Raw genomic sequence first — 23,388 nt, forward strand, 5'->3', positions numbered from 1 at the left:
GATGATCAAACCATACAAAATAAGTGTGCCTAAAAGCACGCTTAATAATATTTACAAAAAAGTAAGAGCCTATCCGTGGAACATGATGCAAAATGTAAATGGATGGGAGTATGGAACTAATTATAATTATTTAAAAAAAATATCTCAATATTGGGTTTCAAAATATAACTGGAAGAAATTTGAAAACAAAATTAATTCTTTTAAAAACTATAAGACTAATGTGGATGGTATAAATCTGCATTTTATTGTTGAAAAAAGTAAAAACCCTAAATCAAGACCATTATTACTTTTGCACGGATGGCCTGGCAGTGTAATTGAGTTTTTTGATATCATTCCAAAGCTTGCTCATCCTGAAAAATTTGGTGGAAAAATTGAAGATGGTTTTGATGTCATTGTGCCCTCATTACCAGGATTTGGTTTTTCAACTCCGATTAAAAAAGCTTTAGGTCCAAGAAAGATTGGAAAAATTTTAAATAAATTTATGGTCAAAAATTTAGGTCATAAAAATTACATTGTGCAAGGTGGAGATTGGGGAGCGACTATTGCTGCATGGATTGGTCTTGATAGTGCAAAAAATTGTAAGGGAATTCATATTAATTGTTTGCCAATCCGACATCCAAAAGGACCAAGAAATAATAAAGAGAAAAAATGGGAAAAAAAATTCAACTTTGATCAAATAATGCAAGAAGGCTACAGAACTCAACAAGCAACAAAGCCACAAAGTTTATCTTATGCAATGATAGATAGTCCGGTCGGAACAGCCGCCTGGATTTTAGAAAAGTTTCACGGTTGGTCACACCTAAATAAAGGGAAGATAGAAAAAACATTTTCAAATGATGAATTAATATCAAACATAATGATCTATATTATTACAAATAGTTTTAATACTGCTGCTTGGATTTATTTTGGAAGAAGAAAAGAAGGTGGCAGGTCTTTTCCAAAAAATTTTAAAAAAATAAATGTTCCAACAGCAATAGCAGAATTTCCAAAAGAAATGCTAGAGTGGCCTCCAAAATCTTACGTAAACAGAATTTTTAATATTAAAAGATGGAAAAAATTTCCTAAAGGTGGTCATTTTGCAGCTTTAGAGGTTCCAAATTTATTAATTAATGATATTAAAAATTTTTTTAACGAAGATTTAAAAATATTCAAATAAGTGAAAACACCCCTATTAAAAAAACAAGTAATTAAGATTTTTCAAAAATTCGGTTTAAGTAAAGATCATGCTTTAATTTCTGCTAATGCTTTAATCAATGCAGAACTAGTTGGTGCTTATGGTCATGGTTTATCAAGACTTAAAATGTATTGTGATAGAATTTCTAAGAAAGTAATTAATCCAAAACCAAAAATAAAAATTAAAAAAATTTCATCTTCTATCTCACATATTGATGCAAACAATAGTATTGGATTTGTTGCTGCTGATCTTGGAATAAAAACTGCAATCAAAAATGCTCAAAAAACTGGTATTGGAATGGTTGCGGTAAAAAATAGTGGTCACTATGGTTTATCAGGTTATTACGCAGAACAAGCGGTTAAGAAAAATTTAATAGCAATGATTTATACAAATGCTCCCCCAGCAGTTGCTCCTCATGGTGCGTTAAAAACTTTATTTGGAACTAATCCAATTTGTTTTGGAACTCCCACTGGTTCTAAAATTCCTTTTATTTTAGATACATCAATTTCAATGATTAACAGAGGTAAAATTAGAGTTGCTGCAAGAAACAATCAAACAATTCCAGCTGGTGTAGCATTAGATAAATTTGGAAAACCAACTACTGATGCGAAAAAAGCATTAGCAGGAGTTCAATTGCCTATTGCTGGATTTAGAGGTTCGGGACTTGCTTGGATGGTAGATATTTTAAGTGGTGTACTAACTGGAGGAAATCATGCAGGTCGAGTTAAAGATCCTTTTGATGACTTTTCAGGACCACAAAATATTGGACATTTATTTATAACGTTTAAAGCAAACTTATTTCAAAAAAATTATAATGAAAGAATTAAAGACAATATTAAAACAATAAAAAAACTTCCTAAGATTAAAGGTGTTAAAGAAATAATGTATCCAGGACAAAACAAATTTAATCGTTTCAAACAAAATCTTAAAAAAGAAATTAATATTCCAGATATTATTAAAAAAGATTTAGAAACTTTAATAAGTTAAAAAAGTTAGAACTCCTAAACAAGCAACAACAGAAGAAACAATAATTGTTCTTTTAACTTTTTCCTTTTTTTTCTCTTCAAGAAGTCTTTGCTTTAGAACATCCACATTCACTCTTTGTGGAGCTTCAATATTTTGAGGGGGGTTCTCAATTTCAACGGATGTTCTATTTAAGCTTTCTGTACTCATAATTTTTAAATACAAAATCATTTAATCATTAATAGTTACATTATTACATATTAGGAATGTCCAAAATGGGTTGACTCTTATTTATGTATTGTCCATATTGGGTTTTTTTAAATCATGAGCACACTACCGAGCATATCTGACGCACTAGATGAAAAAATGGTTACTTCAGTAATCAATAAAAAATTTAATAATTTCGTTCCAGCTTTTTATAAATTTGTATCTGAATGGATAATTAATGCTTATTCCAATTTCAAAGATATAGAAATGTATATGGTCTTAATCTATTTAGTTAATAATGATTTTAAATTCTATAGAAAAAATGGAATTCAGGTCGATTACAACACCTTTTATAAAGACAAAACTTTAGAAATCGAAGAAATTAAAATTATTGAAATTTCTAGAGATCTTCAAATCCCAAAAGAAAGTGTAAGAAGAAAGATTATTTATTTAGAAAAAATAGGCGTAATAAAACGAACAAGGAAGAAAATTTTTATTGATAGATCTGCTTATGAAACAGTGCAGCCAATATCTGCATTAAAAAATTTATCGTATTTAATATCTATTTCTTCAAAAATTTTAAAACAAGAAAATCAAATTACAAACTCTCTTTCCTCAACAGAAATATCAGATGGTATTAAGAAACATTTTTCTTTTTGTTGGTACGAATTTTATAAATTTATTTTTTCTTACTATTTTCGATGGAGGAAAGAATTCGGTGATTTAGAAACATTATGTATAGGCTTACTTTTAATAGCTAATGCATCATCAAATAAAGATTTAGTTATTCAAGATATAGATATTGAAAAATGGAGAAAAAGAATATCTTTTGCAGACAAAGTTGGTTTAAATTCTATGTCTATATCAGACATTACGGGTATCCCAAGACCAACTGTTGTTCGAAAAGTAAATTTTTTAATTAAAAAGGGTTATGCTAAAATAGATCAAAAAAAATTAATTTCACTTAGTATTGAAAAAAAAGTTTTTTCAAAAACCCAAAAAATACAAGAAAAAACAATCCAAGAGATTTCAGAACTAATTTATAGAATTTTAAATAAAACTACAATTAACTAGATCTTCTTAAAATATATATAAAAATAAATCCCGTAATATACATGACTAAAGCATAAGCAGCTGTTGGTATCATGTAAGCAACATCATTAAAAATTTGAGATGCAACAAATACTGCTAAAGTTCCATTTTGAAGACCACACTCTAAAGAAATGCATTTTCTCTGAGCAACTCCAGTTGCAAAAACTTTAGCAATATAAAAAGCTAAAATCATCATCACTATATTTAAAATTAAAACCGCTATTCCAGCTTGAGCTAAATAATTAAAAATATTTTCTCTTTCCTCAATCCATATTGCTGCAAACACAATAACAAATAATAAACTAGTAGTTCTATTGACGATGTTAATATTTGAAGAGATAAAATTTTCTGCAAATCCTCTTATAACCATTCCTATAATCACTGGAACAGTTACAACTAAAGCCATTTTTAATGCAATCCCAGTCATAGTAATATCTGTAGACATTTCAGTAACCCCTAGCATTCCAGCTGAGGTAAAAACTATAAATGGAACTGAAATAATACTAATTAAACTTCCAACAGCTGTTAAGGAAATTGATAAAGCTACATCTCCATCTGCAAACTTTGTAAGAACATTTGATGTAATACCTCCTGGTGCTGCAGCTATAATCATTAAACCTAAGGCTATTTCGATTGGTAATCTTAAAATCAAAACTAATATGTAAGCTACAATTGGTAAAAGAATTAATTGGCAAGTTATTCCAATTAAAAAATCTTTTGGATTTCTAATTACTCTTGTAAAATCTTTAATAGATAAACCAAGTCCTAGGCCAAGCATTATCAACGCTAAAGCTAACGGTGCTATTTTAGTTACAATCTCCAAATATCTACCCTCTCAATAAAAATTTTTATATCATACATCTGATATGGATAACTAAAAAAAAAATTAAACCTGAAGGTGTATTTTGTAATAAAACGGTAACAATTAAATTAAAATCATAATAACTTTCTCGTTAATATAACTTTAGAGAGGATATTATGAATAAACTATTAAAAATAGCATCTATTGTCCTTCTTTTTTCATTAACAATGTTTGGCTTAACAAACAAAGCTTCAGCTGCAAAATTAACTTTATATTGCAGTGTTGAAATTGATGTTTGTGAAATGCTTGAACAAGCTTATGAAAAAGAAACAGGCACAAAAGTTGCAATGACAAGAGCAAGTAGTGGTGAAACTTTTGCAAAAATTAAAGCAGAAGCTTCTAATCCAAAAGGTGATGTTTGGTTTGGTGGAACAGGTGATCCACACTTAACAGCTGCTCAGGAAAATTTAACTGAAAAATATAAATCAAAACACTTTGATGATTTATTGCCAGCAGCACAAAACCAAGCAAAAAATGCTGACTATAAATCTGTAGGGATTTATGTTGGTGCATTAGGTTTTGGATACAACAAAGATCTTTTAGCAAAAAAAGGTCTTCCAGCTCCTAAATCATGGATGGACTTAACAAAACCTATTTACAAAGGTGAAATCCAAGTAGCTAATCCAAATTCATCTGGAACTGCTTACACAACTTTAGCTACAATTCTTCAAATTTTTGGAGAAGATAAAGGCTGGGATTACATGAAGAAACTTCATGCAAATATAAACACTTATACTAAATCTGGTTCTGCTCCAATTAAAGCTACTGGAAGAGGTGAAAACTTAATTGGTATTTGTTTCCAACACGATGGTGTGAAACAAACTAAGAAAGGTTTACCTGTAGTAACTGTTTCTCCTGAAGAAGGAACTGGTTATGAAGTTGGATCAATGAGTATTATTGCTGGTGCAAGAAATATGAAAGAAGCTAAAAAGTTTTATGACTGGGCATTAAGTCCTGCAATACAAACTATGGTGTTCACTTCAGGAAAATCTTTGCAAGTACCATCTAATACTAAAGCAAAAGCTGATCCTGATGCTCCAGATTTATCAACTATAAACTTGATTGATTACAATTTTAAAGTTTATGGAGATAAAGCAACAAGAGCGAGTCTGTTATCTAAGTGGGATAAAGACGTATCTGTAATTCCTAGATAATTTTAGGAATTAATGAGAGGGCTCGTCATTTGCTGGATACTAATTGGTGGAACAGGTTTCTTTCTCTTTCCATGGTATGTAACAGGTGACGGGTTTTTCTCAATCAATTGGATTTTAGAGTATTCTTTAGAAGATTACGGATCTGCCCTACCTCAAGTTTTTATAAATAAAAAATATTGGTTATTCCCATTAATCTTTCCATTATTTTTACCCTTAACTACAATTAAATTAAATCAAACCAATCCTCTGTATTCAAAAATATTTTTATACTCAGGTTTATTTGGTTTCTTTTATTTTTTCTTACAAGGTTTTGCTGTTGGGATCAGAGGGTGGAATTATGAAATATTCCAATCAATTTTTGGAGATGTAGAAAATCAATATGGAATGGGTTCAGGTGCAGTACTAACATGTTGTGCTTTTATATTTTATATTACTCATGGTCTTGCATCTCGTGGCTGGTTAAATGGAGATAATTTTATTGTAGGAAGTATTGGAAGTATAATTATTTTAGTATCAACATTTGTATTTTTTCCAATTTTTAGAATGTTTGGTGTTGCCTTTAAAGGTACAGAAGGTGGTTACGAAATAAGTAATTTTTCAGAAAAGATTTTTAACAAAGGGATATGGGGATTAGATTGTTTATACAGTGATTATGCTTGTGGTGTTTTTTGGAATACTATTACCATGGGTACACTTACTGCTTTTTCGTCAACAATTTTAGGTTTAGGTTTTGCTCTTTTAATTGCAAGAACCAGTTTTAGATTTAAAAAAACAGTTAGAATATTATCTGTTTTACCAATCATTACCCCTCCATTTGTAATTGGTTTAGCTATCATAATTTTATTTGGAAGAACCGGTGTTGTAAGTTCGTTTCTTGAATGGGGATTTGATATCGAACCTTCAAGATGGATTTATGGCTTACCAGGGATTTGGTTTGCACAAACACTTGCTTTCACACCTATTGCATTTTTAGTTTTAATTGGAGTTGTTGAAAGTGTCAGCCCATCAATGGAAGAGGCATCACAAACATTGAGAGCCTCTAAATGGCAAGTTTTTAAAACTGTTACATTACCTTTAATGAGGCCAGGAATAGCCAATGCATTTTTACTTGGGTTTATTGAAAGTTTAGCAGACTTTGGAAACCCTTTGGTGCTTGGAGCCGAATATGATGTTTTATCTACCGAAATATTTTTTGCAATTGTTGGTGCACAATATGATGAAACTAAAGCGGCAATACTTGCAATGATTTTACTGTCTGTTGTCTTAGTTGTTTTTTATCTTCAAAATCAGTGGTTAGGAAAAAAATCTTATATTTCAATTTCAGGTAAAGGAGATAGCGGTGTTCATCCTGAGCTACCAAATAAAACAAAATGGGTCATTTATTCAACAGTACTTCCATGGGCTTTACTAACTTTTATTATCTACGTCATGATTATGTTTGGTGGATTTGTGGAGATGTGGGGCATTGATCATAGCTTTACTTTAAAACATTACATTGAAGCCTTCAGTGTTGAGTGGGTAGAAGATAGAGGATTTTTATGGACTGGAACTGCGTGGAATTCATTTAATACAACATTTACAATTGCTTTAATTTCATCTTTACCAACTGCTGCAATAGGAATTTTGACTGCTTATCTTTTAACAAGACATAGATTTAAAGGTAAAAATGCTTTTGAATTTGGAACCATGTTGAGTTTTGCAATACCTGGTAGTGTTATTGGTGTTAGTTATGTTTTTGCTTTTAACGTCCCACCATTAGAGCTAACAGGAACAGGAATTATTTTAGTAATTGCATTTGTATTTAGAAATATGCCAGTTGGTGTAAGAGCTGGAATAGCCGCCATGAACCAACTTGATCCTCATTTAGATGAAGCTTCTTCAACTTTAAATGCATCAAGTGCTCAAACTTTTAGAAATATAATTCTTCCATTGCTTAAACCAGCAATTACTGCTTCATTAGTATTTAGTTTTGTAAGAGCAATGACAGCAATTAGTGCTGTTATATTCTTGGTCAGTGCAAATTACGATCTAGCAGTATCTTATATTTTAGGAAGATTAGAAAATAATGACTATGGTTTAGCGATAGTATATTCATCTGCTTTAATTGTAGTAATGTTGTTTACAATTATGTTAATGCAATTAATAATAGGAAAACGTAAACTAGGAAGAAGAGATCAAAACTCATCAATTTTACAGGGAATTTAGATAATGAAAAAAGCTGAAGTAAAGTTTGAAAATATTACAAAGAAATTTAACGAAACTACAGCTGTTGATAATGTTAGTTGTAAATTTGAAGCTGGAACGTTGACAACTTTGCTTGGTCCATCTGGATGTGGGAAAACTACTTCACTAAGAATTATTGCAGGTCTAGAAAGAGCTACAAGTGGAAAAATTTTAGTTGATGATGAGGACGTAACATTACTGCCTGCAACAGATAGAGATGTGTCTATGGTATTTCAATCTTACGCTTTATTTCCACACATGAGTGTATTGGAAAATGTTTCTTATGGTTTAAAAATGATCAATGTAAATAAAGAGGAATACGTTCAAAAATCATTAGAAACATTAAAACTAGTAAACCTTGAAGGATATGAAAACAGAATGCCTTCTGAACTATCTGGAGGACAACAACAAAGAGTTGCTGTTGCAAGAGCAATTGTATTGGAGCCAAAAGTGCTTCTGTTTGATGAGCCTCTTTCAAACTTAGATGCAAAATTAAGAAGACAAGTGAGAGAAGACATTAGGGAAATACAACAAAAGTTGGGGGTAACAACTATTTACGTAACGCATGATCAAGAGGAAGCTTTAGCTATCTCGGATAAAGTAATTGTAATGAATAATGCAGTAATTGCTCAAGAAGGTAGTCCAAAAGATCTATATAATTTTCCTAGAAACAAATTTGTTGCAAACTTTATTGGTGATGCAAATGTTGTGAAAGCTGAGGTCATAAATAAAAATTCAAATTCATATGATATCAAAATAGCTGAAATGAATATCAAAATTCAAAGTGACAACGAGTTAAATGGAGATATTTCTGTTGCCTTAAGACCCGAAAAAATATCAATTGATAGAAATAAAGGTGATAATTGTATTCATGCTACTGTAAATAATGCATCTTTTGTGGGCAGTAGTTATCAATACATTTTAAATTCTAAAGTTGGGAAATTATATGTTGTATCAGGTGATACAAATGACATTTTTAAAGTTGGAGAAGAAGTTTTCTTGAGTATAAATGAGCAAGAAGTAAAAATTCTTAACGACTAAAATTATGCTTTCAAATAAAGAAATTGTCTGTCCAAATAAACTGTTAGATATAGCTCACAGTAAAAAAGGAGTAAGAGTTGCAGTTGTAAATGCTGGCAAACCCCTACCCATGCTGTCTGTTCAAGATGCTGTAAATGAAAATCTAATTGAACCAGTTTTTATTGGTCATGATGTTGAAATACAAAAATGTGCTGAGGATCTTGGTTGGGATATTTCAAAATATGAACTTATCCATGAGCCAGTTGAAAACAATACGGCAAAAATTGCTGCTAAACTTGCAAGTGAAGGTAAAGTTAAAATAATTGTTAAAGGACATATTCATACTGATGTTCTAATGAAAGAAGTTTTAAAGAGAGAGTACAACTTATTAGGAAAAACTAGATTAAGTCATATCTGGCATATGACAGTTGAAAAAGAGGATAAGCCATTAATAATAACAGATGGTGCTTTAAATGTTTTGCCAAATGTTAAAACCAAAATGCATATTCTCAAAAATGTAATAAATTTTTCAAATCGTATTGGAATAGAAAGACCAAAAGTTTCTGTATTGTCTGCAACAGAAGAAGTTTTAGAAAGTGTACCAAGTTCTATTGAAGCAGCTGAAATAACAAAACTTGCTAAAGAAGAAAATTTGAATGCAGATGTTTTTGGACCCTTAGCATTTGATAACAGTATTTCAAAAAAATCTGCTGGAATAAAAGGTATTAAAAATTTAGTTGCTGGAGAAGCTGATGTATTATTAGTTCCGAGTGTTGAAACTGGAAATGCCCTAGTTAAAATGATGATTTATTTTATGGGTGCATGTGCTGCAGGAGTTGTGGTGGGAGGAAAAGTCCCAGTTGTAATAACTAGTAGATCTGATGAAGCGCAAGCAAGATTAGCATCAATAGCTGCGGCAGTAGTAGCTTTGGACTAAATGATTAATTGAATTTTATAAAAAATTAACCTAAAAAACTTTAAATTTAAAAGGAGAGAAATGGCAATTACATACTTAAAAAAATCACCAAAGACATCATCAACTGACGATACAAAAACTAGAGAAATAGTTGAAAATATTCTTAAAGATATTGAAACAAGTAAAGAAGAAGGTTGCAAAGAACTTTCTAAAAAATTTGATAAGTATGAAGGTGAAGTAGTTATCTCTAAAGAAAAAATTGAAGATATTAAAAAAAATTTAGATCAAAAAACTAAAGATGATGTTCAGTTCGCTCACGAAAGAGTGAGAAAATTTGCGGAAGCTCAATTAAAAAATTATGGTCAAGATTTTGAAGTTGAATTGTCTGAAGGTTTATATGCAGGTCAAAGATTAATTCCTGTTAATACAGCTGGATGTTATGTACCTGCTGGAAGATATGCTCACATTGCATCTGCAGTAATGAGTGTAACAACTGCAAAAGTAGCCGGAGTTAAAAATATTTTAGTATGTAGCTCTCCAAAACCTGGTGTTGGTGTTCATCCAACTATTGTTTACACAGCTGATCTTTGTGGTGCAGATGTAATTATGAACCTTGGTGGTGTTCAAGCAATAGCTGCAATGACAAATGGTTTATTTGGAAATGCGCCTGCTGATATATTAGTGGGTCCTGGAAACCAATTTGTTGCTGAAGCTAAAAGAATTTTATTTGGTAAAGTAGGTATTGATTTATTTGCAGGCCCGACAGAAATTGGAATTATTGCTGATGAAAACGCAGATCCAGAAATCGTTGCAGTAGATTTAGTTGGTCAAGCAGAGCACGGATATAATTCACCAGCATGGCTTTGGACAACAAGTAAAGAATTAGCAGAAAAGGTAATTAAAAGAGTGCCTGAACTTATTGCTGATCTTCCTGAGTTACCAAGAACTAATGCTGAAGCTGCTTGGAGGGATTACGGAGAAGTTGTTCTTTGTGATACAGACGAGGAAATGGCTACAATTAGTGATGAGTACGCACCTGAACACTTGGAAGTTCAAACTAAAAACTTAGAGTGGTTCCACAAAAGATTAAAAAATTACGGTTCTTTATTTATCGGTGAAGAAACAACTGTTGCTTATGGTGATAAATGTTCAGGAACAAATCATATTCTTCCAACTAAAGGTGCTGGAAGATATACGGGTGGTTTGTTTGTAGGTAAATTTATCAAAACTTTAAGTTTCCAAAGAATGACCAAAGAATCTACTGAACTTGTTGGAGCAGCTGCTGCTAGACTTTCAAGATATGAAGGAATGGAAGCTCATGCAAGAACTGGCGATGTTAGATTAAAAAAATACGGTTACTAAAAAATTTATAAATAGGATTTAAAATGAAAAAATTTGAAGAAGTAATGAGCGTCAGCAATGAAATTGAAAATATCACTGCTGAAGAAGCTAAAAAGAAATTAAATGATCCTAATGTTCAATTTATTGATGTTAGAGACAAAGAAAGCTTTTCTAAAGGGACTATTGGAAATGCAATGCATTTAGATAGAGGTTTGCTAGAATTTTATTTAGCTGAAGGAAGTCCTATTGAAAATGATACTTTTAAAAATAATCCTGACAAAGAATATGTTGTATTTTGTGGTTTAGGTGGTCAAGGAACTCTTGCTACAAAAACAATGAAGGAAATGGGAATTAAGAACGTTAAAAATATTACAGGCGGTATGTCTGAGTGGAATAAGTTAAAAGATTAGTCTTTTATTAAATCTAAAACATCAATACCTATTTGCTTTAGTATATGTATTAAGTCTATAGGTACCCAGTTTTCTCTAATTTTACCTTCGTGGTGATGGTAAAAATCCATTACTCTCATAGTAACTTTTTGATTATCAGATTTGTATCCTAACCAGTCATCTGACCCATAAATTGCTTGTATGCTATGCCAGCCAGCAGTCATTGAAAAGTTTCCATCGCCAAGTTCACAATAATGTCCTAGCTTCCAATAATTTCTTTCTTTAAAAGTTTTTCTAAATGGTAACTGATGATTATCAACAAATCCCTCTAAGTTTCTTCCAGTGCCTATTCCACTTGGTCCATACCATATCATTTTATCATGCCAAAATTCACTTTGTGGATGATTAATTAATTTATCTTTTAATTCTTCATTTGAATTAGTTTCCAACTCTGGCTTTATGTTCAAGCTCCTTTGCATCGTTAAAGATTGGTCTAAACTTGCTTCAGAAACTTTCATATCTTTTTCGAAATAATTTACACCATCGGTATTAATTGGATTTAGCCAATTTCCCTCAGAACCTCTTGAAGGATTAATTGGATTTTTTCCTGTTTGAAATATCAAATCTAATAAATCAATTAAGATATAACTCTCTACAATTTTATCATTTTTCAATTCATGGACTTCGCAGCATTTAAGATTTACCATTTTATTAATTGGCTTTATCCCAAAAATAGGTTTTTTGAATGTGCCTGAAAGCATCGATACTGATCCAACTTGAACTTTATCTCTAAATGTACCTCCAATAACTATCTGTTCTCTCCTCTCAATGTCTGGGAAAGCTTCAAATAGAGGTAGCCAAAATTTTTCTTTAAAAGTATTTGAACCCTCAAATTCATTAACAGGGTGAAAACAATTAACTTTTACATCTTTATCAAAATAATTTTCTATATTTTGATCTAATTTAGATATTCCACCTTCTATGATTGTTTTTAAGTAGTTTCTTACTTTTGTTTTATTATTGAAATTTTCTTCAGGTGTAATTTCTAATTTTTTTACACCCTGTTGTTCTTTTAAACCTGTATCAAATTGTTGTATTGGCATTTATAATAATTTAAGTAGGGTTAATATCATAATTCAATTAGAAAAACATATGGAAAATAGGTTGGCAAAATTTAATGAGCTGGTTCCAAGTACCCTACCGTTTGTAGAAGGAAAACTTGAAGGTCACAAAGAAAGAAAAAATTACTCTATAGTTGGACCTGGTGTAGCTGAAGATAGCAAACAATTTATAAAAATTGCTATGCCTCATAGTTTTAATTTAGGCGCTGTGTCAGCACTTCCCCAAAATGGTTCAGGCCTACATAGTCATACAACTGCAGAAGTATTTGTTATTTATTCTGGTAGATGGAGATTTTATTGGGGAGCAGAAGGAAAAGATGAAACAATTTTGAATGCTGGTGACATAATTTCAATGCCAACTAACATGTTTAGAGCATTTGAAAACGCAGGTGACGAAGAAGGATTAATTTTTGTTGTTTTGGGTGGAGATGATCCTGGAATTATAACTTGGGTTCCAAGTGTTTTGGAAAAAGCAAAAAAAACTGGTATGGCACTATTAAACGATAATTCATTAATTGATTTATCTGTAAATAAAATTCCAGAGGGAAAAACAATTCTTGAGCCTATTTCTCAAGAAGAAATAAAAAAATTTGATAACTACAAATTAGATCAACTAGAAAAATTTATATGTAAAGGTAATGAAAATTCGAAATATGAGAGTAAACTAAATGAGAATATTAATTTAATTCAAATTCTTGGAAATAAATTTGAAAAGAAGGAATTCTCTCCAGTTATAAATCAAGATACAGGATTTAATCTTTCAATTTTAAAATCCAGTAAAGGCCATATTGCTAATTTAAAATTTGAAAAACCTACAATAATGTTCTCAAGAACTGGAAAATGGGAAATAATGATTGATGATTTTCAGTGTATTTTAAATTCTAAAGATACAATTTCTATTCCAATTAATTCTAACGTTAATATTAAAATAGATGAAAATGAGGAATGTTACTTAAATTGTGTAACACAAATCTAATGAAAGGTTTTGATCCAAAATATAAAAATTTTCCTGATTACATACTAAAAATAACTAAACAAATTTGGGAAAACAAAGATGTTGAGTCTATTGCTCAATTTTATAGTGATAATATTCCAGTTAGATCACCTTTTGGTGTCACGTATGGAAATAAACCTGTGATTGATGCTACTTATGCAACCTTAAAAGAATTTCCTAACAGACAACTGCTTGGAGAAGATGTGATTTGGAATGGAAATGATGATATTGGTTATCATTCATCTCATAGAATTTTAAGTAAAGGAACACATCTTGGTGATGGTTCATACGGCAAACCAACCGGTAAAGATATTTATTACAGAGTAATTGCTGATTGTGCATGCAAAAATAATCAAGTCTATGATGAATGGATTGTTCGTGATCAAGGTGCAATGGTAAGACAAATAGGATTTACACCAAAAGATTTTGCTCAAATGCTTATAGATAAAGAAGGCGGCGTTGAAAAAGCAAAACAATTATTTAATTCAAATTCTGAGATGATTTCAGATTACAAGCAAGGCGTTGTACCTAATGATTCTGCTGGAGGTAAATACTCCAAAATATTAAAAAATATCTTTAAAGATGATTATGATTTTTCCGATTATGCAAGAGCTGCAACTATTTATTGGCCCGGAAACAAAATCGGACATGGGAGAGAGGATATAATCAAATTTTGGAATACTTTGAAAAATACTTTGAGTGATATGAAGTTTTCTGTTGAGCACATTGGTTATTTAGAAGAAGCAGATAAAAATCCTAAAGTATCAATAAGATGGTTTCTAGAAGGTAAACATTCTAAAGACACTGAAGAATTTGGAGAAAAATCAAATCAAAATATTTTTATAATGGGTATAAACCATGCAGAAATAATTGATGGAAATGTTATAAGAGAATGGGTTTTGTTTGATGAGGTTGCAATTTGGAAACAAATTTTAATGAAATAAATTATGAGTAAAATTAAAACAACACATGTAGGAAGTTTACCAAGATCAGATGAATTATCTGATCTTTTATTTAAGAAAGATCAAAAAGAAAAAATAGATTTAAATCAATTTGATGAAATTGTTCAAAGAGATGTAGATAATATTGTTAAAAAACAAATAGAAGTTGGAATTGACTATATTAGTGACGGTGAAATGTCTAAGATTAGCTATGCAACTTATGTTAAAGATAGAATTGATGGCTTTTCAGGAGAGAGTGAAAGAAAAGCGCCAAAAGATTTAGATGACTTTCCATCTTTTAAAGAAAGAATTGCAAGAACAGGCGGTACTCCTACTTACACAAGACCTTGTTGTACAAGTGAATTAAAAATTAAAGACAAAACTTCTCTAACAAAAGATATAAATAATTTTAAACAAGCTTTAGAAAAAAATAATCATAAAGATGCCTTTATGAATGCTGCCTCGCCAGGAGTTATTTCAGCTTTCTTACCAAATAAATTTTATAAAAATGATGATGAATATTTAGAAAATTTATCTAATCTGATGAAAGATGAATATGAAGAAATTACATCAAATGGATTAAAACTTCAGTTAGATTGTCCAGATTTAGCTCTTGCAAGACATATGACTTTTAAAGATTTGTCTGAGGAAGAATTTTTAATCAGAGCAGAAAAACAAATAGAGTGTTTAAACAACGCTATTAGTAATATTGATAGTTCCAAAATAAGAATGCACATTTGCTGGGGTAATTATGAAGGACCCCATCTACACGATATTGCGCTAGAAAAAATTATGCCAATAGCTTTAAAGGCAAATATACAAACCTACTTAATTGAGTCGTCAAATCCAAGACATTCTCATGAGTGGCAAATTTTTGAAAATTTAAAAATTCCCAAAGATAAAATAATTGCTCCTGGAGTAATCGACTCAACCACAAACTTTGTCGAACATCCCGAGGTTGTAAAAAATAGAATTGTAACTTATTCAAAAGTAATTGATAAAGATCAACTGGTTGCTGGAACAGATTGTGGTTTTAGTACCTTTGCTGGCTTTGGAAATGTTGATGAAAATATTGTTTATAAGAAGCTAGAATCTTTGGTGCTTGGTGCAGAACTTGCGTCAAAAGTGATTTAATTTCCTCTTTAATTTAAACTTCGTAATAGATATAGTTTTTGAACTTAAATTATAATTTAACAACAAATATAAAGAGAGAAAACATATGAGAAAAATACTAGTTACTTTATTGTTTTTACTTTTTGGAACTTCTGCTAACGCAGATTGTAACATAAAAAGTGGTTCAATAAATATTTTGGCTAATGATTTTCCTGCATTAAGAACTTTCGTTGAAACTTCTAAACAATGTAAAGGAAGTGCAGATTTTAAAGTGACTCATTCTTCTGAACACAATAAAATCGCAGTGCCAGCTCTTACTGCAAATCCATCTGAATTTTCAGCTAGAATTGCAGCAAACAGTTCAATCGTTCCTTTGATGAACCAAGATTTAATAAGACCTTTAGATGATCTTGTTAAAAAATATGGAAAAGGAATTCAAGACTCTCAATTGATCACAATTGATGGAAAAGTAATGGCTGTAGCATTTATGGCTAACACTCAACACTTATACTATAGAGAAGACGTTTTAAAGGATCTTGGCATAGCTGTTCCAAAAACATATGAAGAGGTAGTTGCTGCTTCTGAAAAAATTAGAGCTTCAGGAAAAATGCAATATCCATATGCTGCTGCTTACAAAGCAGGTTGGAACTTAGCTGAGGAATTTGTGAACATGTACATTGGTCATGGTGGTGAATTCTTTAAGTCTGGAAGTGCAGAACCAAATGTAAATAATGCAAAAGGTGTTGCTACTTTAAACATGCTTAAAAAATTATCTGAGTTAAGTAACCCAGATTATTTAACTCATGATAGTGAAGCTATTAAAGTTGAATGGGAGTCTGGAAATGTTGCATTAATGACATTATGGGCTTCTAGATCAGGTACACTTTTAGATGATGAAGGTGATGCTAATATTACTAAAGCTACAAAACTAACAGGTCCAGCTACAGTTGCTGGTGGAAATATCCCAGCTGCAACTTTATGGTGGGATGGTTTCACACTTGCAAAAAATAGATCTGATGCTGATGCTGAAGCTACATTTAGAGCTTTAGCTCACGCTGCATCGAATAAGAAAATGGTTGCTGATGCTGCTGACCAAGCTGTTTGGTTAGTAGAAGGATTTGTACCAGGACCAAAATCTATTGGTGTAATTGAAGCTGTAAAAATGGGTGCAAAACCTTATCCAATGTTACCACAAATGGGTTTAATGCATGGTGCATTAGGAAGTGAGATTGTTGAGTTTTTACAAGGTAAAGAGTCAGCTGAACAAGCATTAAAAGATGTTGAAGCTGCTTACACTAGTAAAGCTAAAGAACAAGGCTTTCTATAAAATCTAATCTTTAAGTGGGGACTTAGTCCCCACTTTAAATAAAATTCTCAATGCCTAATAAAACATTTTTTTGGTTTTTTTTACCAACAGGATTAGCAATGATCCTATTTATTGGGCTTCCTATAATATCTACAGGAATTCAATCTTTTTACGCTCAGCATGATCAAGTAGTTAAAGAAGTTAAAAAATGTGATCCATTTGGCTGTACTGTTTCAATTGTAGTCGACAATGAAGCAACTACTAAAATAAGAGAAGCAAAACCTCTTGGAAAATTTAATGGTTTTGGGACGTATATAGATAGAAACCATTTAGCAACAGAAGAAATAAAAAAATTTTGGAATGAAACAGAAACTTTTGGTGAATTTGTTGATCAAGTAACTAATCTACCTTTTTACAAAGCACTAATATTTACATTAACTTATTGTATATTTGTAACTCCAAATGTCTTGTTGTTAGGTTTTATTATAGCTTTGAGTTTAAACGCAATCTCAAGAAAAATTAGAGGTCCTTTAATCTTTGGTACTATTTTACCAATGATTGTAACCCCATTAGTTGGGTCTTTAGTATTATTCTGGATGATAGATTCTCAAGGAATAATAGGAGCCAACATTCAAAATTTAATGGATGATCCATATTTATCTTTAAAATCCTCTAAAACTCTTACATGGATAACAATTATAATATATGGAATTTGGCATCACTCCCCTTTTGCATTCGTAGTTTTTTATGCTGCACTTCAAACTGTCCCGCAGGAACCTATTGAAGCTGCAATTATTGATGGTGCTTCAAGATTTCAGAGAATTAAACATATTGTGCTACCTCATATTTACCCTGTAGTAACATTTGTTGCATTAATATCATTGATGGATAATTTTAGAGTATTTGAACCAATTATCGGTTTTAGTGCTGAAGGTAGTGCACAATCTCTTTCATGGTTAATTTACGATAACTTAGTAAATGAAGAGGTTATTTTATTTGGTTCAGCTGCAGCAACATCAATGATGACAATCATAGGAATAGCTATTTTGCTTGCCCCTGTATTAATTAGAACATGGAAAGAATTTAAAACTGCGAGATAAATATGGATTACGGTTTAGATAAAAAATCAAATACTTTAAAAACATTTAATACCATATTTATTATTTCTTGGTTATTAGTTGCATGTTTTCCGTTCATCTGGACTTTTTGGGGATCATTTAAAGTAAGAGCAGACTTTTTTTCAAGATCAGATTGGTGGTATGCGATTTCAGCTTTCAATACATTAATTGAAACTGGTGAAAAATTTACAACAAATGCTTATCATGAAGCTTGGTTTGAGGGTGAATTTTGGAAAGCATCAAAAAATACCATTATCGTTACTGTGTTTGTTGTTAGTATTTCATTATTTTTGGGAACTTTAGGAGCTTACGCTCTTTCAAGATCAACTGAGAAATATGCATTTTGGATTTTAATGGCAGCTTTAATCTTTAGAGCTATGCCACATATAACTCTAGTCTCGGGTTATCTATTTCCATTTTTTGAATTACAAATATGGGGAATACTGCCAACAACTATTGTAGTTTTGGTTGCTATTAATCAACCATTTACTTTATGGTTACTCTATTCATTCTTTAAAACAATTCCAAAAGAGCTTGATGAAAGTGCGTTGATTGATGGATGTTCATATTTTCAAGCATTTAGACATATCATAATGCCAGTGATGTGGCCTGGAGTTATTACTGCTGGATTATTTAGTTTAATGCTTGCTTACAATGATTTCACTGTAACGGCTTTACTACTTAATCAAGAAAATCATACAATGGTTCCAAAGATACAAAGTTATTTAGGAACTAACCAACATGAGGGTAATCTAATGTGGGCAGTTTCAGCAGTAGTTTCTGCAACGGCACCATTATTTATGTTAGTCATGTTCTTCCAGAGACAAGTTATCAGTGGTTTAACTACTGGAGCTGTAAAAGGTTGAAGAAATATTACAAAGCTTTGTTATTCGGTTCTATTGGAACCCTTGTTGAAACATCAGAAATTCAGAGAAAATCCTTTAATGAAGCTTTTAAAAAAAAAGGATTGGATTGGTATTGGACTAAAAAAGAATATATCAAACTTCTAAACAAATCAGGTGGTAAAGACAGAATAACAGAATATGCAAGAACAAAAGGTATTAAAGTTAATGCTAAGCAATTAAGAGATTTAAAAACTAAACTATTCAATAATTACTTAAAGAAAAATCATTTAAAATTAAGACCAGGTGTTAAAAATATAATTAATCTTTGTAATAAAGAAAAAATTAAATTAGCTTTTGTAACCTCTACATCAAAAAATAATATTAATTCTATTCTTTTCTCATTAAGAAAATCAATTAGTCAAAAAAACTTTGATTTTATTGGAAATTCAAAATTAGTTAAAAATTTAAAACCAAATCCAGACATATACCTTCTTGCATTAAAAAAACTTAAATTAAAACCTAAGGAATGTTTAGCTATTGAAGATTCTCAAGAAAGTTTGAATTCAGCAGTTAATGCAAAAATTAGATGCATAATTTGTCCAGGAAAGTTTCACTTAAATAAAAAGTTTAAGAACGCTTTTAAAAAATTAGAGAAATTAAATAAAAATATTATTCTGAAATAAAATCATATACTAGATTATTAAATCTATCTGGTTCTTCTAAGTGAACATTGTGACTGCAATTTTCAAATATCTCTAATCGACTATTCTTAATATTTTTATTTAATGTATCGACTTGTTCAAAATTATAAGAGATATCTTTATCACCCCATATAATTAAGGTGTCATTTTTAATTTTTTTTAAATTATCAATACCTCTCCAATTTTTCATTGCAAGCAAGGCGTTATCAGCAGTTTCTAATGAAACATTTTTAACTGCATTAGCACATAAAAAATAATTTTTATCTTTATCCCCTTTTACAAACCATTTAGGTGGAACTCTTGAAAATGATACTTCAGCACCCTCTTTCTTAAGTTTCTCTCTTGTTTCGTCCATAGTTTCAAATCTACCGGGGATATCTCCAATAGATCCTGTTGCAAAACAGATTAATTTATTAACTCTATCACCAATTAATTTTGTTATTTCTTGAACAATCATTCCACCCATTGAATGTCCAATTAAATTAAATTTTTCGATTTTTTTTTCATCTAGTATTTCAATGATTTTTTTTGCCATCGCATTAATAGAATTTAATGATTGTGCACTGTGACTTTCACCAAAACCAGGAAGTGCTGGTGCAATAACTCTAAAATTTTTTGAAAAGTAATCTTTTTGAAAGCACCACATCTCTGAGGAACCTAAATATCCATGTACTAAAACAAATGGAAAACCTTCACCTTTATCATCTACAAAAATATTACTCATAAAAGCTTAATTATCATTTCCTTTAAAATAAACAAAACTAAAAAACTCATAAAAACTATGATGAATATATTTATTACCTGCCATATTTTTTTGTCATTAGCATACTTAGAAAGGTAATTTGATAAATATCCTAGAATAAAAAAAAATAAAAAAGAAGCTAAAGATGCGCCTATCGCAAATGAAAATTTTTGATTTAATAAGTAGTTCTTAGAGAAATTTCCAAGAATAAAAACCGTATCAGAGTAAACATGTGGATTTAAATATGTGAACCCCAATGTTTTTAAGAAAATATTTAACCTTGATACTGCACTAACATTACTTTGAAAATTAACTTCTTTGTAATGAGTTTTAATTTTTGAATAGATAAAATGAATTAAAAAAACCACTAAAAGAAGGTTAAAAATAAATTCTACAATTGGGTTAAAATATTGATTAAAGAAATGAAATAAAAAAATTCCAAAAAAAATTAATATTAAATCAGAAACTGAGCAAATAAAACAAACTATAAATACATGTTGTTTTTTTAAACCTTGTTCAATTACAAAAATGTTTTGAGCACCAATTGCTAAAATTAAACTTAGGCCAGTAAAAAAACCTAACAGTGCGTATTCCATTGATTTTTCTTAAACTCTTTTTCTACCCTGAACAACTCTATCAAGAATAAGAGCTACAAATAATATAGCAACACCTGCTAAAATACCTTGTCCTACATTGGCGTATTGAAGTGCTTCTAATACATCTTGACCTAAACCTTTGGCTCCAATTAATGATGCTACAACTACCATTGCTAAACTTAACATTACTGTTTGGTTAACACCTGCTAATATAGATGGAGTTGCTAATGGTAAATCTACTTTTCTAAGCAAATACCATTTGGATGCACCATAAGCGATTGCAGCTTCTCTAATTGTTTCTGGCACTCCTCTTAAACCAAGAACAGTTAATCTAACAACTGGTGTTCCACCAAATATCATTGTAATAATAACTGCTGCAACTTTTCCAGTTCCAAAAAATGCTATTACAGGAATCATGAATACGAAAGCAGGCATTGTTTGCATGAAATCCATAATTGGTCTGATCATTGAATAAAATTTTTGTCTCCTTGCACAAAAAATTCCAAGAGGAATACCAATTACAATACTTAATACTGCTGCTGTTCCTAAAAGAGCTAATGTTGTCATAGCTTTAACCCAGAAACCTAAAAATCCCATGTAACATAAAAATCCTGCTGAATATATTGCAGCTCTAGGTCCTGCCGCTAATCCCGTTAAGGTTACAATAGTTGTAATAATTACTATCCAAGGAGTTTTTACAAAAAGTAACTCTAAGAAATCTAGTACTGATCTAATACCTATAGTTATTGCCGTAAATAACGCATCTCCTTTTAATACTGCATAATCAAAGATTGTTTCTACCCATTTTATTGATGTTAACCTGATATCTGGATGAGTTGGAAAATCATCCATTAATGTAATGACACCTGGAAAACTATAATGCACTACAGAAAAAAACATAATAACTGCAGCAAACATTGTACTTGAGACAAAATTCTTAACTTGCATTCCAGGTCTTAGAGTTTTGTCTGATAACCATTCTGAATATCTTTTTTCTAATATCGAGTTAGCTAGTATTCCTTGAACAATTTTAATGGCAATTAACAATCCAATACCAAAAATTGTAATCCAAATAGCTGATGCCTCAATCCTTGCTACTTCATCTATGTAGCCTTGCATTGCATCCTCTAGTGATTTGATATTTCTTTTATAAACCTCAACTTTGTCTGGATTATTTGTAATAGCTGCTTCTAACTGTTTGTTTCTAAAAGCTATAGTTGACTCAACTTGTTTAATTTTTTCTACAGCTTCTTTAGTAATATTACCAAACAAACCTCTAATAATTTGAACAACTGAAAACGTCTCTATAATTAAGAAAGCTAAAGCCCAATTCCAAATATTTCTCATTCCAAACCAAATAGGTCCTAGAATTCCAGCATACAAATTAAATGAAAATGAAAAAGAAGGCTTGCTTCCAATTTTTTGAAATTCTTTAATATAATATTCAGGATTAGATTTTACAAAATCTGTAATTAATTCTGATCTGGTTGGATTATGAATTTGTTTATTCTCCATCTCCACCTTCTATAACCGCTTTTAAAAGATCTGATTGTGTTAACACACCAATATTATTTTGATTACTATCTTTAACTACCAATGGTCCTTCGCTAGATTTTGATAACTCTATGAGCTTGCTTAGTAATTCATTTTCTCCAACACTATTGCTGTTTTCATTTAATTTTTCATTAGCACTTTCGTAACTCTCAATAGATTGCATAATTGTTTTTGCTTGAACAACTTTAAGTCTTGAAATTCCTTTTACAAAGTCAGCAACATATTCGTCTGCAGGACTTACAACTATTTCTTCGGGTGTACCTATTTGGATTACTTTTCCATCTCTCATAATAGCAATTCTGTGTCCTACTCTTACTGCTTCATCTAAATCATGAGTAATAAATACTGTGGTTTTTTTCATTTGTTTCGAGAGTTTTATGAACTCAGCTTGAAGCTGTCTTCTTATCAGTGGATCTAATGCACTAAAAGGCTCGTCCATCAAAAGAAATTCTGGATCAGCTGCTAGTGCTCTTGCAAGACCTACCCTTTGTTGCATTCCTCCAGATAGTTCGTGAGCAAACTTATTACCCCAACCTTGCAGCTCTACAATTTCTAAAATTTTATTTGCAGCATCTAATCTATCATTTTTGCTTACACCTCTTATCTCAAGCGGCATTGCAATATTATCAACAACAGACCTATGAGGCATGAGTGCAAAGTTTTGAAAAACCATACCTATTTTTTTATTTCTTAATTCTTGAAGGTTTTCTCTATCTAGGGCCATTACATCTTGACCATTAATTAAAATTTTTCCTGATGTTGGTTCTAAAAGTCTATTAATATGCCTTACTAATGTAGATTTTCCACTTCCAGAAAGCCCCATAACACAGAATATTTCACCTTGTTTAACATCAAATGAAACATCTGAAACTCCAATAACTGAGTTGTAATTTTCTAAAGCTTCTGTTTTTGAAATTTTTTTATTTTGGATTGCATCTAATGCTTCTTTAGAAGTATTACCAAATACTTTCCAAACATTTTGAATTTGTATTGCTGAACTCGATGAATCCATTTTT

At 30.8% G+C, this 23,388-nt stretch carries 23 protein-coding genes; 16 read left to right on the forward strand and 7 right to left on the reverse strand.

Translation table 11 applies throughout. The annotated features are described in order from the left end of the window. The first annotated feature begins 1 nt into the window (after position 1). Positions 2 to 1,156: an epoxide hydrolase family protein gene (locus tag ACTTA4_RS03315; protein WP_440633521.1), complete on the forward strand. Its 1,155-nt coding sequence runs from the start codon at positions 2 to 4 to the stop codon at positions 1,154 to 1,156. Next, entirely contained in the window at positions 1,157 to 2,161 is a 1,005-nt protein-coding gene (locus ACTTA4_RS03320; RefSeq protein ID WP_440633522.1) for an Ldh family oxidoreductase, read from the forward strand. Here the strand turns inward: ACTTA4_RS03320 and ACTTA4_RS03325 are convergent. Next, the gene (locus ACTTA4_RS03325) at positions 2,150 to 2,347 is read right to left on the reverse strand and encodes a hypothetical protein (protein ID WP_440633523.1); all 198 of its coding nucleotides are present in this window, start codon (positions 2,345 to 2,347) and stop codon (positions 2,150 to 2,152) included. The genes ACTTA4_RS03320 and ACTTA4_RS03325 overlap by 12 nt on opposite strands. A 114-nt stretch (positions 2,348 to 2,461) precedes the next feature. On the opposite strand from ACTTA4_RS03325, the gene ACTTA4_RS03330 reads away from it, so the two are divergent. Beyond that, complete coding sequence (locus ACTTA4_RS03330; RefSeq protein ID WP_440633524.1) at positions 2,462 to 3,418, forward strand: MarR family transcriptional regulator; 957 nt, start codon at positions 2,462 to 2,464, stop codon at positions 3,416 to 3,418. On the opposite strand, the gene ACTTA4_RS03335 is transcribed toward ACTTA4_RS03330, so the two are convergent. Next, on the reverse strand, positions 3,411 to 4,259 hold the full coding sequence (locus ACTTA4_RS03335) for a bile acid:sodium symporter family protein (protein ID WP_440633525.1): 849 nt from the start codon (positions 4,257 to 4,259) through the stop codon (positions 3,411 to 3,413). The genes ACTTA4_RS03330 and ACTTA4_RS03335 overlap by 8 nt on opposite strands. Positions 4,260 to 4,414: 155 nt before the next feature. Here ACTTA4_RS03335 and ACTTA4_RS03340 point away from each other — a divergent pair, with 155 nt between their 5' ends. The 6 genes from ACTTA4_RS03340 to ACTTA4_RS03365 are packed head-to-tail and all read left to right on the forward strand — an operon-like array spanning position 4,415 to position 11,362. Then, positions 4,415 to 5,452 carry an ABC transporter substrate-binding protein gene (locus ACTTA4_RS03340; RefSeq protein WP_262590513.1) on the forward strand — a complete coding sequence of 346 codons (1,038 nt, stop codon included), beginning with the start codon at positions 4,415 to 4,417 and terminating at the stop codon, positions 5,450 to 5,452. Positions 5,453 to 5,464: 12 nt separating this feature from the next. Beyond that, on the forward strand, positions 5,465 to 7,657 hold the full coding sequence (locus ACTTA4_RS03345; protein ID WP_440633526.1) for an ABC transporter permease: 2,193 nt from the start codon (positions 5,465 to 5,467) through the stop codon (positions 7,655 to 7,657). Between the two features lie 3 nt (positions 7,658 to 7,660). Next, positions 7,661 to 8,716 carry an ABC transporter ATP-binding protein gene (locus ACTTA4_RS03350; protein WP_440633527.1) on the forward strand — a complete coding sequence of 352 codons (1,056 nt, stop codon included), beginning with the start codon at positions 7,661 to 7,663 and terminating at the stop codon, positions 8,714 to 8,716. 4 nt (positions 8,717 to 8,720) lie between these two features. After that, complete coding sequence (locus ACTTA4_RS03355; RefSeq protein WP_440633528.1) at positions 8,721 to 9,632, forward strand: bifunctional enoyl-CoA hydratase/phosphate acetyltransferase; 912 nt, start codon at positions 8,721 to 8,723, stop codon at positions 9,630 to 9,632. A gap of 60 nt (positions 9,633 to 9,692) precedes the next feature. Next, positions 9,693 to 10,973: a histidinol dehydrogenase gene (gene hisD, locus ACTTA4_RS03360; protein WP_440614200.1), complete on the forward strand. Its 1,281-nt coding sequence runs from the start codon at positions 9,693 to 9,695 to the stop codon at positions 10,971 to 10,973. Between the two features lie 23 nt (positions 10,974 to 10,996). Continuing rightward, positions 10,997 to 11,362, forward strand: coding sequence for a rhodanese-like domain-containing protein (locus tag ACTTA4_RS03365; protein ID WP_440633529.1), 366 nt, complete (start codon positions 10,997 to 10,999; stop codon positions 11,360 to 11,362). Here ACTTA4_RS03365 and ACTTA4_RS03370 read toward each other — a convergent pair. Continuing rightward, positions 11,359 to 12,444: an ester cyclase gene (locus tag ACTTA4_RS03370; RefSeq protein WP_440633530.1), complete on the reverse strand. Its 1,086-nt coding sequence runs from the start codon at positions 12,442 to 12,444 to the stop codon at positions 11,359 to 11,361. The two genes, ACTTA4_RS03365 and ACTTA4_RS03370, sit on opposite strands and share 4 nt — an antisense overlap. A 49-nt stretch (positions 12,445 to 12,493) precedes the next feature. On the opposite strand from ACTTA4_RS03370, the gene ACTTA4_RS03375 reads away from it, so the two are divergent. The 7 genes from ACTTA4_RS03375 to ACTTA4_RS03405 all read left to right on the forward strand — a co-directional run bounded on the left by ACTTA4_RS03375 (position 12,494) and on the right by ACTTA4_RS03405 (position 19,462). Beyond that, positions 12,494 to 13,438, forward strand: a complete 945-nt coding sequence (locus tag ACTTA4_RS03375) for a cupin domain-containing protein (RefSeq protein ID WP_440633531.1) — start codon at positions 12,494 to 12,496, stop codon at positions 13,436 to 13,438. Then, the gene (locus tag ACTTA4_RS03380) at positions 13,438 to 14,400 is read left to right on the forward strand and encodes an ester cyclase (RefSeq protein ID WP_440633532.1); all 963 of its coding nucleotides are present in this window, start codon (positions 13,438 to 13,440) and stop codon (positions 14,398 to 14,400) included. Before ACTTA4_RS03375 ends, ACTTA4_RS03380 begins: the two co-directional genes overlap by 1 nt. A 3-nt stretch (positions 14,401 to 14,403) precedes the next feature. After that, a complete protein-coding gene (locus tag ACTTA4_RS03385; protein ID WP_440633533.1) occupies positions 14,404 to 15,531 on the forward strand; it encodes a cobalamin-independent methionine synthase II family protein in 1,128 nt (375 codons plus the stop codon). A gap of 85 nt (positions 15,532 to 15,616) precedes the next feature. Beyond that, complete coding sequence (locus ACTTA4_RS03390) at positions 15,617 to 16,837, forward strand: ABC transporter substrate-binding protein (protein ID WP_440633534.1); 1,221 nt, start codon at positions 15,617 to 15,619, stop codon at positions 16,835 to 16,837. 50 nt (positions 16,838 to 16,887) lie between these two features. After that, positions 16,888 to 17,916, forward strand: coding sequence for a carbohydrate ABC transporter permease (locus ACTTA4_RS03395; RefSeq protein WP_440633535.1), 1,029 nt, complete (start codon positions 16,888 to 16,890; stop codon positions 17,914 to 17,916). 2 nt (positions 17,917 to 17,918) lie between these two features. Beyond that, entirely contained in the window at positions 17,919 to 18,800 is an 882-nt protein-coding gene (locus ACTTA4_RS03400) for a carbohydrate ABC transporter permease (RefSeq protein WP_440618252.1), read from the forward strand. Then, positions 18,797 to 19,462 (forward strand): HAD-IA family hydrolase, encoded by a 666-nt coding sequence (locus ACTTA4_RS03405; protein ID WP_440633536.1) that lies wholly within the window; start codon positions 18,797 to 18,799, stop codon positions 19,460 to 19,462. Before ACTTA4_RS03400 ends, ACTTA4_RS03405 begins: the two co-directional genes overlap by 4 nt. On the opposite strand, the gene ACTTA4_RS03410 is transcribed toward ACTTA4_RS03405, so the two are convergent. From ACTTA4_RS03410 to ACTTA4_RS03425, 4 genes are read right to left on the reverse strand one after another with little or no spacing between them, the layout of a single operon-like run. Continuing rightward, on the reverse strand, positions 19,449 to 20,204 hold the full coding sequence (locus tag ACTTA4_RS03410; protein WP_440633537.1) for an alpha/beta fold hydrolase: 756 nt from the start codon (positions 20,202 to 20,204) through the stop codon (positions 19,449 to 19,451). The genes ACTTA4_RS03405 and ACTTA4_RS03410 overlap by 14 nt on opposite strands. Further along, positions 20,201 to 20,818 (reverse strand): LysE/ArgO family amino acid transporter, encoded by a 618-nt coding sequence (locus ACTTA4_RS03415; protein WP_440633538.1) that lies wholly within the window; start codon positions 20,816 to 20,818, stop codon positions 20,201 to 20,203. The genes ACTTA4_RS03410 and ACTTA4_RS03415 overlap by 4 nt, the downstream gene beginning before the upstream one ends. A 9-nt stretch (positions 20,819 to 20,827) precedes the next feature. Further along, the gene (locus ACTTA4_RS03420; protein WP_440633539.1) at positions 20,828 to 22,333 is read right to left on the reverse strand and encodes an ABC transporter permease; all 1,506 of its coding nucleotides are present in this window, start codon (positions 22,331 to 22,333) and stop codon (positions 20,828 to 20,830) included. Beyond that, entirely contained in the window at positions 22,323 to 23,384 is a 1,062-nt protein-coding gene (locus ACTTA4_RS03425; protein WP_440633540.1) for a quaternary amine ABC transporter ATP-binding protein, read from the reverse strand. The genes ACTTA4_RS03420 and ACTTA4_RS03425 overlap by 11 nt, the downstream gene beginning before the upstream one ends. Positions 23,385 to 23,388 lie beyond the last annotated feature (4 nt).

This window comes from Candidatus Pelagibacter sp. HIMB1485, from assembly GCF_052048055.1.
Taxonomy (GTDB): Bacteria; Pseudomonadota; Alphaproteobacteria; order Pelagibacterales; family Pelagibacteraceae; genus Pelagibacter.

What these genes read in the sequence shown, in the direction of transcription:
- ACTTA4_RS03315 (WP_440633521.1), top strand. Translation starts at nt 2, where the DNA reads ATGATCAAACCATACAAAATAAGTGTGCCTAAAAGCACGCTTAATAAT.
- ACTTA4_RS03325 (WP_440633523.1), bottom strand. Translation starts at nt 2,347, where the DNA reads ATGAGTACAGAAAGCTTAAATAGAACATCCGTTGAAATTGAGAACCCC.
- ACTTA4_RS03330 (WP_440633524.1), top strand. Translation starts at nt 2,462, where the DNA reads ATGAGCACACTACCGAGCATATCTGACGCACTAGATGAAAAAATGGTT.
- ACTTA4_RS03340 (WP_262590513.1), top strand. Translation starts at nt 4,415, where the DNA reads ATGAATAAACTATTAAAAATAGCATCTATTGTCCTTCTTTTTTCATTA.
- ACTTA4_RS03345 (WP_440633526.1), top strand. Translation starts at nt 5,465, where the DNA reads ATGAGAGGGCTCGTCATTTGCTGGATACTAATTGGTGGAACAGGTTTC.
- ACTTA4_RS03350 (WP_440633527.1), top strand. Translation starts at nt 7,661, where the DNA reads ATGAAAAAAGCTGAAGTAAAGTTTGAAAATATTACAAAGAAATTTAAC.
- ACTTA4_RS03355 (WP_440633528.1), top strand. Translation starts at nt 8,721, where the DNA reads ATGCTTTCAAATAAAGAAATTGTCTGTCCAAATAAACTGTTAGATATA.
- hisD (WP_440614200.1), top strand. Translation starts at nt 9,693, where the DNA reads ATGGCAATTACATACTTAAAAAAATCACCAAAGACATCATCAACTGAC.
- ACTTA4_RS03365 (WP_440633529.1), top strand. Translation starts at nt 10,997, where the DNA reads ATGAAAAAATTTGAAGAAGTAATGAGCGTCAGCAATGAAATTGAAAAT.
- ACTTA4_RS03370 (WP_440633530.1), bottom strand. Translation starts at nt 12,444, where the DNA reads ATGCCAATACAACAATTTGATACAGGTTTAAAAGAACAACAGGGTGTA.
- ACTTA4_RS03375 (WP_440633531.1), top strand. Translation starts at nt 12,494, where the DNA reads ATGGAAAATAGGTTGGCAAAATTTAATGAGCTGGTTCCAAGTACCCTA.
- ACTTA4_RS03380 (WP_440633532.1), top strand. Translation starts at nt 13,438, where the DNA reads ATGAAAGGTTTTGATCCAAAATATAAAAATTTTCCTGATTACATACTA.
- ACTTA4_RS03385 (WP_440633533.1), top strand. Translation starts at nt 14,404, where the DNA reads ATGAGTAAAATTAAAACAACACATGTAGGAAGTTTACCAAGATCAGAT.
- ACTTA4_RS03390 (WP_440633534.1), top strand. Translation starts at nt 15,617, where the DNA reads ATGAGAAAAATACTAGTTACTTTATTGTTTTTACTTTTTGGAACTTCT.
- ACTTA4_RS03395 (WP_440633535.1), top strand. Translation starts at nt 16,888, where the DNA reads ATGCCTAATAAAACATTTTTTTGGTTTTTTTTACCAACAGGATTAGCA.
- ACTTA4_RS03400 (WP_440618252.1), top strand. Translation starts at nt 17,919, where the DNA reads ATGGATTACGGTTTAGATAAAAAATCAAATACTTTAAAAACATTTAAT.
- ACTTA4_RS03410 (WP_440633537.1), bottom strand. Translation starts at nt 20,204, where the DNA reads ATGAGTAATATTTTTGTAGATGATAAAGGTGAAGGTTTTCCATTTGTT.
- ACTTA4_RS03415 (WP_440633538.1), bottom strand. Translation starts at nt 20,818, where the DNA reads ATGGAATACGCACTGTTAGGTTTTTTTACTGGCCTAAGTTTAATTTTA.
- ACTTA4_RS03420 (WP_440633539.1), bottom strand. Translation starts at nt 22,333, where the DNA reads ATGGAGAATAAACAAATTCATAATCCAACCAGATCAGAATTAATTACA.
- ACTTA4_RS03425 (WP_440633540.1), bottom strand. Translation starts at nt 23,384, where the DNA reads ATGGATTCATCGAGTTCAGCAATACAAATTCAAAATGTTTGGAAAGTA.